At 59.3% G+C, this 12,645-nt stretch carries 10 protein-coding genes; 2 read left to right on the top strand and 8 right to left on the bottom strand.

Translation table 11 applies throughout. From position 1 onward, the window contains the following. Positions 1 to 138 precede the first annotated feature (138 nt). The 6 genes from ACSQ3E_RS06065 to ACSQ3E_RS06040 form a co-directional block, all read right to left on the bottom strand. The gene (locus tag ACSQ3E_RS06065) at positions 139 to 489 is read right to left on the bottom strand and encodes a metal-sulfur cluster assembly factor (protein ID WP_436121997.1); all 351 of its coding nucleotides are present in this window, start codon (positions 487 to 489) and stop codon (positions 139 to 141) included. Beyond that, the gene (locus tag ACSQ3E_RS06060; protein ID WP_436121996.1) at positions 486 to 1,637 is read right to left on the bottom strand and encodes an amidohydrolase family protein; all 1,152 of its coding nucleotides are present in this window, start codon (positions 1,635 to 1,637) and stop codon (positions 486 to 488) included. The genes ACSQ3E_RS06065 and ACSQ3E_RS06060 overlap by 4 nt, the downstream gene beginning before the upstream one ends. Positions 1,638 to 1,677: 40 nt before the next feature. After that, on the bottom strand, positions 1,678 to 2,499 hold the full coding sequence (locus ACSQ3E_RS06055; protein WP_436121995.1) for an alpha/beta fold hydrolase: 822 nt from the start codon (positions 2,497 to 2,499) through the stop codon (positions 1,678 to 1,680). Between the two features lie 8 nt (positions 2,500 to 2,507). Then, positions 2,508 to 3,506 carry an ABC transporter permease gene (locus ACSQ3E_RS06050; RefSeq protein WP_436121994.1) on the bottom strand — a complete coding sequence of 333 codons (999 nt, stop codon included), beginning with the start codon at positions 3,504 to 3,506 and terminating at the stop codon, positions 2,508 to 2,510. Beyond that, positions 3,503 to 5,017 (bottom strand): sugar ABC transporter ATP-binding protein, encoded by a 1,515-nt coding sequence (locus ACSQ3E_RS06045; RefSeq protein WP_436121993.1) that lies wholly within the window; start codon positions 5,015 to 5,017, stop codon positions 3,503 to 3,505. The genes ACSQ3E_RS06050 and ACSQ3E_RS06045 overlap by 4 nt, the downstream gene beginning before the upstream one ends. Before the next feature lie 83 nt (positions 5,018 to 5,100). Then, positions 5,101 to 6,228: a sugar ABC transporter substrate-binding protein gene (locus ACSQ3E_RS06040; protein WP_436121992.1), complete on the bottom strand. Its 1,128-nt coding sequence runs from the start codon at positions 6,226 to 6,228 to the stop codon at positions 5,101 to 5,103. A gap of 183 nt (positions 6,229 to 6,411) precedes the next feature. Between ACSQ3E_RS06040 and ACSQ3E_RS06035 the strand changes: the two genes are divergently transcribed. Both ACSQ3E_RS06035 and ACSQ3E_RS06030 read left to right on the top strand, forming a co-directional pair. After that, complete coding sequence (locus tag ACSQ3E_RS06035) at positions 6,412 to 7,359, top strand: helix-turn-helix domain-containing protein (RefSeq protein ID WP_436122478.1); 948 nt, start codon at positions 6,412 to 6,414, stop codon at positions 7,357 to 7,359. Between the two features lie 420 nt (positions 7,360 to 7,779). Next, positions 7,780 to 8,697 carry an MBL fold metallo-hydrolase gene (locus ACSQ3E_RS06030; RefSeq protein ID WP_436121991.1) on the top strand — a complete coding sequence of 306 codons (918 nt, stop codon included), beginning with the start codon at positions 7,780 to 7,782 and terminating at the stop codon, positions 8,695 to 8,697. Between the two features lie 154 nt (positions 8,698 to 8,851). Here the strand turns inward: ACSQ3E_RS06030 and ACSQ3E_RS06025 are convergent, their stop codons facing one another. Then, a complete protein-coding gene (locus ACSQ3E_RS06025; protein WP_436121990.1) occupies positions 8,852 to 9,619 on the bottom strand; it encodes a DUF1194 domain-containing protein in 768 nt (255 codons plus the stop codon). 1,053 nt (positions 9,620 to 10,672) lie between these two features. Beyond that, the gene (locus ACSQ3E_RS06020; RefSeq protein WP_436121989.1) at positions 10,673 to 12,202 is read right to left on the bottom strand and encodes a winged helix-turn-helix domain-containing protein; all 1,530 of its coding nucleotides are present in this window, start codon (positions 12,200 to 12,202) and stop codon (positions 10,673 to 10,675) included. Between the last annotated feature and the right edge of the window lie 443 nt (positions 12,203 to 12,645).

Raw genomic sequence — 12,645 nt, 5'->3', positions numbered from 1 at the left:
GTCAGCTTCCAAATGGAAGTCTGAGAGTGCCGATTCGATTGCCTTGGCTGCTTCAAGCACCATGCCTTCCGCCCCTCGACGGCTCATCGTCGCAGCCATGCGCGCTGGCCCAGGACGATCCGATCGGGCAAGACCTTGCTATGCCTCCGGGTAGCCAATCCGCGGACCGCTGAGGGTAGCGCGATAGGACGGGGCCATGTGGCCCGGCGTCCAGTCGATCTCCGGGGAGATGGTCACCTCGACCGAACAGATGCCGGGCAGGCTCATGAGCTTCTCCTTGGCTTGCGCCGTGAAGCTGGGGCCCATCATGCAGCAGGGCGAGGTCACGCGCAGATGCAATCTTACTGCTACAGCGTCGCCCTCCATCGCAAGATCGAGTTCCTTGATCAGCCCCATCCTGACAAGCCCGACCGGCTTGCCGATCCCGGCACTGCAGGGATCGATGATCTGATCCAGGGCGTCCTCGACCGCGCTACGCATATCCATCATTCCGTCCCCCTGCCGCTTGTCCACGGTTCGGCGAGCCGGTCGCGTTTCGCAAACTCATCGGTTGCGGCAACCCGCTTTAGGTTTTCCACGTCGAGGTTGAGGATACGCGCCTGTGTCCCTCCAAGCATCATGCGCTTGATCTCGGGAGTCAGCGCTGGATAGGCATAACCTTCCTGCATGCTGAGCGGAATCTGGAAATTCCAGAAAGCTTCCAAGAACGGCTGGGGATGGATGACCGGCACGCCGGTTCCCCAAACGATGCGATCCGCAGCGCCCGCCTGAACCAGAGAGCCCAGTATGTGGGCTAGCCGTTCCGGGGCGTAGAAGATCAGGGCGCTTGTGCCCTCAAGGTTGATCGTCACGTTGGAGTTGTAGGTCGCCTTCAGCACGGTATCTTCGAGGAACGCAAAGCCACCGTGGAAGATTTCGAAGTTCATCTCCGGGAAACTGGTCGCGGCATCGTTGACATCATCGACCATGAAATACTCGTGGCCGACGTTACCGAACGGGATTGCCTTGTGCATGGCAACGGTCTTGATGCCGCGCTTGAGCATCCGCTCGTAAAGCGGAAACATCAGTTTCTCGTCGTCCATCCTGGTGCCGCGCACCGTGCCGCCTACGAGATCAAGCGGGTAGAACTTGAAGGCCGACACTTTCTCCTCGTCCAGGAAGCGGTCGATCTCATCCAGCACGTTCTCGTGATAGGGGCTGATACCGCCATAGATGAGGACGCGTCCGGGCCACCGCTCGCGCATCTCCTTGCCGACGTAGAGCGGACCGCCGCCATCCTTGAACAGGTTGAAGATCGGCAGGTGGTGATAGACGCAGGCATCGACCTGGCTCTCGCCGAAGAGCGAATGGCCGATCAGATCGGCATCCTGCATGATCCGATGCGGTTGCGGGACAAGCCATTTGGGCGCGTCGCGCGGCGTGTAGAACTCGTGGATCCCCCACAACATCTGCGTCATCATGGGGGCATATGAGCCGGGTATCAGGTTGTCGGGCGCATGATTGTAGGTATGCGCTACCCCATCTATGACGAAGATGTCGTCGGGAAGCGGTTCCCAGGCTTTTCCGTCGGATATCCGGGCGGCGATCCTCGGGTCGATTCCGGTCTCCCCACCGAATTGCGCTGTTTGTTCTGGCATTGTTTTTCCCCTGGCTCTCTGGCGTGGATCTGGCCGACCTTTATGTCTGCTTGTGGCGAAGCAGGAAGTTCAGCGCGGCATTGTTGAAAGCGACCGGATTCTCGATGTTGAGAAGATGGCCGGCATCCGGCACCACGGTCAGCGTCGCATCCGCAATAAGCTGCGCGATCTCCTTGGACATGGAGAGCGGGGTGAGCGGATCGTCCGCCCCGCACATCACATGGACGGGCACGGTCATGTGGTCGAGGCCCGCATGAGTGTCGAGATTCACCAGCGCCTCGATGCTCTTTATGTAGCTGTGCTTGTGCAGTCTCGACATGCTGTCTACGAGTTGCGCCAACGCCGCCTCGGACGCCTTCGGTCCCAGCAGCGATCGCGCTACGGGTTCGGCGATATCGGCTGGTTCCTTGCCACTCATCAGCGGTTCTTTGCGGGACCGGATGAATTCCGCTCGGGCCTCCGGCGTGAAGCGGGAAAAACCAGTGTTGGTCGCGCACAAGGTAATCGTACTAAGCCTGTGAGGGTAGGAATGAGCGAAATCCATAGCGATGCGCCCCCCCATCGACAGCCCGATGATATGCGCGCGCTCCTCGCCAAAATGATCGAGGACTCTGGCCAGGTCGTCGGCAAAATCCCTGAACCGCAACGACGCTTCGTAGTCGTCGCTGTCGCCATAACCCCTGGCGTCCCAGGCGACGGCGCGGAAATGCTCTCCGAAAACCGGCAGATTGTCACGCCAGTTTCGCCGGTTGCCGCCGATGCCGTGCATGAAGACGACAAGCTCTCCCTTGCCGACGCTCTCCACCGCTATCCGGGGCGATGACCCGACGAAACTCGTTTCGATTGTAGCGAGACCAGGCATGACTGACTTCACTTGTGCAGCAGGTTGCGGACGCGTGAGCCACCGGTCGCAGCGATAAGCACGGCTCCCGCGAACAGTTGCTGCGAGTAGGCCGGAGCGCCGATCAGAAGCAGGCCGAGCGTTCCGGTCCCGATGATATAAACGCCGATTACCGTGCCGAGGATGTGGAAGCGCCGGTTGGCAAGGGTTACGTACCCAAGGAATGCCGCGGCATAGGTCGGGAGCATCATGGACGTGCCGAACAGAGGGGTAAGCGAACCCTGCCTGGCGGTGTACATGAAGCCGGTGATGCTCGCCAGGACGGCGCAGGCAACGAACGCGAGAAGTACGTTTCGGTTGACACGAATTCCGGCCATACGGCTGGCCGCCCGATTGCCGCCTGTCGCGTATAGATGACGCCCTGTCACCGTATAGCGCAGCGCTATGGCGATCAGTATTGCCAAAACCAGGAGATAGAAGAAGGGCGCCTGCAACCCGGCGATGCGCCAGGAACCGTACCATACGAAAGCGTCGGTGAAGCCCATGAAAATAACCGAATTGCCGGTCACCCAGAGGGTCGCGCCGTCAAGCAGGCTTGCCGTGCCGATTGTCGCAACCAGGGCCGGGATTTCGAGCACCGTTACGAGGACGCCGTTGAAGGCTCCAATGATCAGTGCGCTGGCGAGAACCACAAGGAACGCTGTCGGGACCGGCCATCCGAGCTGCGTGATCAGGACAGTTGCAAGCGCGCCCGCCAAGGAAGCGGTCGCAGCGATGGAAAGATCGAATTCGCCGACGATCAGGACCAACGTCAGGCCGCACGCGAGGAGGGCGAGCAGCGCTCCGTCGTTGAGGATCGTCACGAAATTTTCGCGCGTGGGAAAATAGGCAGGTTCGGCGATCGAAAAGCCCAAGATCAGCAGCACGAGGAAAATTACGGGTGTCGCGGATGCGGTGTCAAAACTGCCAATCCATGACGAGCGCGCCGATGTGTTGGGCGGTGTGTCAGTGGTTTCCGGAATCGTCATACGGCGACCTTTGTGCTGTCAGAGGAAGACAGGAGGCGATGCAGCATCGCATCCTTGGAAATATCGGCGCCCCTTAGTTCGTCGATGATCGTCCCGTCCTTCAGGAGAAGGACTCGATCGCACAGGGCTTGCAGTTCCTCCAGTTCGGAAGACACCACCAGAATGCCGCGCCCTTCATGGGCAAGCTCGCGAATGGCGCCATAGATCTGGGTCTTCGAGCCGATATCGACGCCATGCGTCGGCTCGTCGAGCAGGAGCAGGCGAACCGGACCCAGCACCCATCGCGCGAAGATCACCTTCTGTTGGTTTCCGCCGGATAGAGCCAGCATCGAGGCGTTTATCGAGGGCATCCGTACAGAGAACCGTCGCGTCGCTTCCTCGGTTTTGCGCTGCTCGACGCGAAGGTTCAAAAAGCCCCTTGTTCGAAAACGGTTTCCCCAAGGCAGGGATACGTTCTGCCAGATAGGCAGCGTTTCGACGAAACCGTCATGGCTGCGCTCTTCCGTCACGAGGGCAATGCCCTCCTGCAACGCCTGCCGCACCGAGCCGATTGCGGCAGGCCTGCCGTCAAGAAGGACATCGCCGGCAGTTCGCGGTGATGCGCCCGCAATCATCCGCAGTATGCGCGACCGGCCCGAGCCTCCAAGGCCGGCTATCCCGACGATCTCGCCCTTGGCAATGTCAAAGCTTATGTCGGTAAGTCTCTTGTCGCAGAGCCCCTGAACTGAAACCAGCGTTTCCCGTTTCTGGCCGACCGGTCCGTCTTCGCGCGCAAACAGGTCCTGCATGTCGGAGCCGACGATGTCGTGCACCAGTCCGGCCTCGGTCATCTCGTCAAGCCGCGTCGTCGATATGCGCCGACCGTCGCGCAACACGGTCACGCGATCGGCGATCCGGAAGACCTCTTCAAGGCGATGGCTGACATAGATGACGCTGACGCCCCGCTTCCTCAGTTTGTGGATGGTGTCGAGAAGGGTGCGGACCTCCGGTTCGGACAGGGACGCCGTGATCTCGTCGAGCACCAGGAGTCTGGGCTTGCGGAGCAACGCCCTTCCCAATGCCACCATCTGGCGTTGATGCGCGCTCAGCGAGGCGAGAGCCGTCCGTGGATCGACGGACAGTCCCAGCGATGCCAGGCTTGCCTCACACTCGCGATGCTGGGCTTTCCAGTCGATCAGGCCGGCCCGACGATGTTGATATGGAAGGCCTATGAGAAAGTTCTCGGTAATTGAAAGATCGGCAATGAAGGGCGGCCGCTGATGGACGAAGCCGATCCCTGCGGCCAGCGCATCGCTGGGATGCAGGAGCCGCAGCGGATTTCCGGCCAGCATCATAGAACCCGCATCAGGTGGGAAATCTCCCGCGAGTATCCGGATGAGAGTCGATTTCCCCGCGCCATTCTCACCGACCAGCGCGTGGATTTCGCCCTCGCGCACATCGAAATCCACTCCCTTCAGTGCACGGGTCTCACCGAAGGTCTTCGAGATATTGGAGAACTGGAGAAGGGACATATCGATGCTTGCTCCGCGAGCGAATGAAGCCGGCGGCGGACTGCATGTCCGCCGCGAAGGCCCTGACGCGTCTGTTCCGCAGGCTACTCAGCCGCCGCCCAGATCTCACGGAACTTCACCTTGAAATCGAAGCCCGGATCGTACCGCTTGCCCGGCGCGGCATTCGACTGGATGGTCAGTTGAAGCGGGAAGTCCTTGTTCACGCCGACCTCGGCCTTGTTGATGGCGCGATTGCATTCGTCGATACCGGCCCAGGCCACCCATTCCAGGCCCCAGCTGATCGTCGCGACCTGACTGCCGCCGGAAACGATCGAGGCCAGCGCGACAGGTTCGCCGTCGAAGCCCAACGCCTTGATCTCGGTCCGGTCACGTTGCCGCGCGGTTGCGAGCACCGGAACGAGCGATTCGTCATACGGCCCCAGCACCCACTGGATGCTATCCTTTGGATGCTTGGTCAGCAGCGCCTGTGTCTTGGTGATCAGGTCGGAAGCGCCCGCGCCGACATTGAACTCCACTTCTTCCACGACCTTGGCGACGTCGCCGCCATGTTCTGCGAGATAATCCTTGAACCCCTGGAGCCGCTCCCCCAGTTGCGGAAAGGCGGGGGCGGTAAACATGACGACGTTGCCGCCACCATTGGCAACCACATAAGCCGCAAGAAGCTTGCCCGCTGCGGTCTGATCAATGCCGAAGCCGATGTCGCCGCCAAACTCCCTCGGGTCGTCGGCGAAGCCCGTCACGAAGGCAATCCCCTTTTCCTTCCCGCGCAGGATCTGGGCGCGGATATCTCGCGAAGGTGAGCCGATGGTAAGCACGCAACTCACATCGCGGTTGATTGCCGCCTCGACGGCTTTTTGAGTGACGGCGGGATCGCCTTTCGAATCTATTGGTATGACTTTCCACCCTATGGCTTCGGCGGCGGCTGTGGCGTCGGCAAGAGCGGTCTGGCAGACCGAGAGTGCGAGAGGACATGGAACAACCGCGATCGTCGCGTCCTTCACGGGTTTCGGTGATGTCTCGGCGCCGGTCCAGCGCGACGAGCCCGCACCGAGCGGGTCGCGCGACATCACCGTGTTGGTGGCCTGATCGACAACCTTCTTGGCGAAATCGATGGCGCCCTGATCTACGGCCGAGGCCGGCAATGCGGTGGTCGCGGCCAATGCGAACGCAATCAGCGCGACTCCTGTCATTTTCCGTGAAGTACCGTTCATCCCGTTGTTCCCCAATGCGTGGTTGTGATCACCACTGCCTGGCCTTAGTAGAGCGTCGGCGCGGACAAATGTCTTGGTGCAATCGTGCACGACAAATGCTGCGTTTGTGCACTCCCATGGGTAGCGCTGCGGGCTTGTGAGAGACCAATCGCTGCGGTAACGTATCCAGGGTTGTTGGTGCCGATGATTACTGTCCTATCCACCGATGCGGTCGATCCGACCGCCCGATTTACGAGTTTCCAGCAGGCGATCTGCCAGATCGCGGATTTGTCGGCGCATCGGTCCGAAACCGACGCCTACCACGCCAAGATTCGAAAGAGCCGGGTTGGTTTCCTCGACTGTTCGTTCGTCGACTGCGAATCCGTTGTCATCGAACGGAGCCTTGCCAATATCGGGCGGGACAATGGCAAGGATTATCTGCTGGCATTGCAGATAGACGGGAGCGGTGTAACCCGCCACATAGGCCGCGATGTCCGGCTGATGCCCGGGGACTTCACCATCGTTGACGCCACTCTGCCCTATTCTGTCGAGTTCGATGGTCCAGTTCGGCGGGTCGTCGTCCGGTTTCCGCGCAACGAGTTCGTCCAACGGGGGCTGAGTACCGACAGGCTGTGCGGACATGTATTCCGTGGGGAAAGCGGTGCCAGCGGCCTCGCCTCCCAGATACTTGGCTCGCTCGCTGCCGATCGCGCAGGTATCGGCCCGCAAGCGGGATACTCGCTGGCCGCCGCCATTCTCGACCTCATAGCCGATTCCGAGCCCAATGACGATTCATCGCGCGGCAATGACCTCACGCAATCCCACGATCATCTCATCCGCCGCATTCGCAGCATCGTGCTAGTCAATCTCTCGGATCCGGAGCTTTCGGTTTCTTTCGTTGCGGCAAAGGCGGGTATTTCTGTTCGCTACCTGCACAAGCTTTTCAGCGCCACAGGAACGACACTTCATAAATGGATCGAAAACGAGCGTCTCGATCGCTGCTACCGCACTCTCCAACGCCTAAATCAGCGCAGCCAGACGATACAGGACATAGCATTCGCGAACGGTTTCAACGATCCCGGCTACTTCAGTCATCGCTTTACCCGCAAATATGGGAAGAGTCCGCGTCAGGTGCGAATGAAGGCGCTTTAGCTGCTTGAAACTCGCGCTTGTTCTGCTTTCTTGAATACAATCTCCAGAAGCCGCCGGTCCGATTTCGGCCCCTAATTCGCTAACCTTGGCACATCTGCTTCCAATGCGGGAAATGATTTTCCGCGGCTCATCTGGGGCCGGAAGCAGTCAGTCCGGTTTTGGAACGAACTAGCCAGAAAGTAGCCCCCACGGAACGAGATCGACCTGCGCGGTGAAGACGAGCATATCGCGAATCCACTTCTGAAGCCTCCAACAGCCGGTCACGCCGTGTCAGGGCGTCGCTGCGAGGTCGATGTCCTTTTGTGGCCCCTGGGTAAAGACTAACCGTTCGAATTGTTCTGCGCACCGGACGAGATGAACCTTGGTACCGCTGTGTCATTGCTGCCGCCATAGATTTCTGAGATCGTTCTTCGAGGCAGGTTGCGCTTCGCACTGCCACAAGCTGCGTTCGTCCGAAGAAAGGCCGAATCGATGGATGAGTGGCGAATTGGAGATGTCCAGGTAACCAGAATTCTGGAAATGTGTGAGCCGCTGCGGACACCGTCGGAATGGTTCCCCGACAGCACTGTCGAAGCAATCAAGCCCCATCTTCATTGGCTATTGCCGCGATCGATATCTCCTGCGACAGGGCGAATTATTCTTCCCATTCAGAGCTATCTGGTTCGTACCAGGCACCACACCATTCTCGTTGATGGTTGCGTTGGCAACAACAAGTCATGCAAAGACTTTGCGCATTGGCATGACCGCAATGACGGCTCCTTTCTAGACCGATTGGCGATAGCCGGAGTGGCGCCGGAACAGATCGACTTTGTACTTTGCACCCATCTTCATGCCGACCATTGCGGGTGGAATACGCGACTGGTGGACGGGCGTTGGGTTCCGACATTTCCGAATGCGCGCTACATCATCGCACGACGCGAATTTGAGGCTGTCCTAGCAGCGTCTGGTGACCCGGAGGAACGGACCTACGACGAAAATGTGCTGCCAATCATTGAAGCGGGTCAAGCCCATCTTGTTGAGATGGATCATGCACTTGACGACGAGGTGTGGCTGCAGCCAACGCCCGGCCATACCGCTGGGCACGTGGCCATCAGGATAAGGTCTCTTGGAGTGGAGGCCGTGTTTTCAGGCGATATCATGCATTGGCCGATGCAATGTATCCACCCGGACTGGAATTTTCGCTACGACGCCGACCCCGACCAAGCTCGTCGGACCCGATGGGCATTTCTTGAGGCGTGCGCAGACAGCAGCCACATAGTCATGACGGCACATTTTCCCCTACCCTCGGTGGGGACGATCACGCGGCGTCAGTCATCATTCTGGTTCAATGACTATTAGTCGCCTTGACCTGCCAATGCATTTGCCACGATCGAGCATCAAGTCTCATTAATCGGCCGTTCGTTGTCACGCCCATAGGGCGTGCAGCTCAGCCGTCCTTCCGTACTCGCGCTCGACATTCTGCCGCTCGGATCTGTTTAACCCGTGACCGCAATCAGCAATTGCGACACAACGACGAAGACCGCTCATCCGCCTCTGACGGAAATTGTGGGTCAACGGTCATGCTAATTTCAGTCACCAATTTCCGCCGGAGAGCCGCGGCATAGTCGCCAGGGTCCTTCAGCGCCATTACGAATGCCTGCGGACCGCCAATGACATTGTCAGCGAAGTATTCGGTGAGATCGTACACAACGCTACGTATCATCTCGGGAATGGCAATTGCGTTGATTGTGTACCCCTTGGCAATAGCCTGCCGTCGGCTCACTTCAACGGGCAAGCCGTCGTTGTTGGTGCCATTGGCCGAGATGTCGATGATCTTGCTGGCGGCTGATCCAACGTACCTGTCAAGCAGAAGGCAGGCCAAATCGATGGCGAAGGAAATGGAGGTCGCGCACTCGTATTCACAGCCGAGGCCTCTATCGCCTTCCTCGCGGATGATCGATGCCACGGCTTGCGCATCCTCAAGCCCGCAGACGCTTGTCCACGGCACCACCGAACGAGCATGCCCGGAACTTGCCCATTCGAAATAGGTTAATGCGATGCAACCGGTTCGGTTGCGGGCAATAGCTGCGACGACCTCAGGCGAGGAGATTGCTGCGGCATGGCCTTCGCGTTGCAGGTTGGCGGTGGCAGGATCGATGGATGCTGAGACGTCGACCGCGAATACAATCGCCGCATCAACGTCAGCAGCATTTGCCTGCGGTGTACAAAGCGCCGACGCGGCAAGCATTGCTCCCAGATGGGCAGCGAGATACGCGGTCATATCAGGCACCGTCTGGAGGCGCGAAGAAGCAGTAGACGACGCCCCCCATGGAATGGAGGCAGATGTGAAAATTGCTGTCGCCGGACGGCAACTCGTCACCGCAAGGGATCAAGAACAACTCCGGCCACATCACACGCGGGTGATCACCGCGGCCAAGCGCGACCAAGAAGCCGCGAGGTCCTTTCTCGACTGATCGGTTAGGTATCCTCTGGCATTCGCCGCTGAGAGCATCACCCTTGCAGCATTCTGGAGGGTAGGTCCAACCCGTACCAGCTTCGTGGGCTTGCGCCTGATGGATCGCTGGAAAGAGGGCTATCGCAACCACAACTGAGCCTACAAGGCTCCCCATTGCGTCTCCGGCCCGAAACCGCGCCACGCCCATGTGGCCCCCCCAATCCCTAGGAGAACATGACTGATGCTACGCCGCGTTACGAGCATCTGACAGGTGGCCGAAGGAGCTAGGCGATCCGAATAGTACACGCTGAGCTTTTCGAGCCTGAAAGCGCTAACGCAGCGCGTGGAGCGTGGCATCATGTTCCTGGCCTTTCTTCATAGTGTGGCCAGCTGCCCCTCACGCCTTCCGGTCGTGAGAACAAAGCTTGCTGCTTTGAACGGCGCAACGTGTCTGATCATGGCTGACCGCTGACGCCATCGGCCGACAACGCCAGCCCTCTTCCCCAGCCGTCCATGATTTTCGACAGTTGCTCGGGTAGTCGGGAGTGAGAGTCCACTAATGCGCGTCCGATACTCGAGCCCGCCCCTAATCCTCAGGGGATGCGGGATGCCAGGTTGGAAGATCAGCCCATTCGGCTGTGGTCATTGTCGAAAGGAGCTCGGTCGAAGGGAGCTCGGTTTGGACTGGAGGCCGCCACTTGGGCATTATGTGCCCAACTGCACCGAGAAGCCGAGATACGGCGTGCGAGAACGAACTACTAGATATTCCAATGACTTGGGACATAGCCACCTCCTGTCGATCAGCGACAGCGGCAGTCTCGGCTCATCTGGCGGTTTGTGTCCCAAAAGACCGCCAAAATCTCTCGAAAATCCACGAGCTCAGTCCGGCAGGCCTGCCCTGCGAAGCCCTTCGGCAAGAATATGATAGCGCTCATGATAGGGGCGCCGATTTAGCCTTTCGAAATGCGACATGGTCAGCCAGGGAGCGAGGGCCAAAAGTCTTTCGACTGCTTGTTTGGCTTTCTCAACTTGGCCAAGGTGCCCGTATGCAGCCGCCAAGGTGTACCAAGACGCCAGCCACTCCCCATTGGCTGTGATGCTCCTAAGCGCCCATTCGATAGCCGCCTCAAACTCCTTGCTGAAAATGTGGGAGTAGCTGATGCCGAGGAGGATTTCGTAGTTTACCAGCGCCGCAGGAGAAATCTCACACGCCTTCAAGAACGTTTGCCTTCCCAGTTCCAGGTCACCGGCCAGCACATTGCAGAAGGCAAAGAGCGACAACACAGTTGGGTTATTAGGGTTGGCGAGGCGAGCCTCCGCAAGCATTGCAAGGCAGCGCTCACGCTGACCTCCGAGGATAAGGAGGATCAACGCCGCAATGGCGACGACTTGCGGATCATCATGTCCCACTTCGGCGGCACGTTCGGCAAGTTCGAGCGAACGTCTTCGTTCAGTGTCGCTCATGCCTGTTCCAAATGTGTCTTGTCGCTCATACGCCCAGGCCGCTTGCGCCAAGCCGGCAGCAAAGTCTGGATCGAGCCTCACACATTCTTCAAGCAAGCGAATTGCCTCGGCTCGCGCCGTCGGCTCAACGGTTCGAAAGAGCGGAAGTGCTCGCAGGTATAGGTCATAGGCATCAAGACTCTCCGGTCGCTTTCGCCGAGCACGCTCGATTTCCGCTCGACTGATGGCGGGTTCGACCAGCCCTACGATCGCCTCGGTGACCCGGTCTTCAAGGTCAAAGAGGTCGGCAACGACCCCCTCGAAGCGCTCAGCCCAGAGCTGAGTGGCGTCGAGCGCATCGAGCAAATGTGCACTGACACGAACCCGTTCGCCCGAACGAAGTACGGAGCCTTGGAGGAGATACCGGACGCCGAGCGTCGCAGCGATGTCCCCCGGCGAGGAGCTGTGTGCCAAAGCCGCAGCGGATGTGAGTGAGGGTGTGACGGAGAGGCCTCGGAAGCGGGACAAGGCAGCGACGATTCCCTCGACGACTCCCTCCGCCAAATAAGCTGAATCGCCGGCTCCAGATGGGTCTCTAAAAGGGAGCACTGCAATGACAGGGCGTATCGGTTCCGAATGGTGGTCGTCACCGCGAGCGAGCGTTCGCAGGAAGCGGTAGCCGAACCGAGGAACCGTCGCGATCCATTCCGCTCCGTTCTCGGTGCGGCCCAGAACCTTGCGAAGTGCTGCAATCTGGACTGAAAGGTTGGCTTCTTCGACCGTCAGACCCGGCCAGCCGCGCTCAAATAATGTATCCTTGGAGACCGGCTCGCCGCGCGCCTCGATTAGAGCAGCAAGCAACGCCGTACCGCGTTGCCCTATGGATAGGGGCTCGCCATCCCGCGTCAGGATGCCGGTCAGCGGGTCAAGAACAAACAAACCGAAGGAGTATTTGGCGTCCACCATAAGGTCAGTTCTAGCCCACTGGCTATGTAGATGGAACCGACGGTCCGCCCTCGTCGCTCACCATCGCCGTGTTGGGAAAAGCCTCTTCGGCATACGACCGTATTCGGCTGACGAGGAGTCCCCGTGCAACCTGAGGGGGCTAGGCTCTCTCTGGCTTAGCGAGGGAAGATATGGTCGATCCGATCTTGGCCGACGCCGACTGATCTGCCCCCACCGAGTGTCCATCGACTATCATAGTGTGGACCACTCGGAAGGGGCCCGATTATGAACGCCATCGACGCTGAATGACAGCTTTCGGGAAATCGCCGACAGGTTCGGAACGACCGATATGGGCGCAAAGCAGACCCGTCTTTGCGCACGCTACTCTACTCCAGGGCACTCCCGCCCATGAAGGCGACTTTACATCATCTCGAAAATGGGCGCAGATCGAACCAGCAAGGCAG

Source organism: Aminobacter sp. LjRoot7 (assembly GCF_964252895.1).
Lineage (GTDB): Bacteria > Pseudomonadota > Alphaproteobacteria > Rhizobiales > Rhizobiaceae > Aminobacter > Aminobacter aminovorans_B.
Note: the sequence above shows the minus strand (reverse complement) of the source record. Positions and strands in the feature narration are given on the sequence as shown.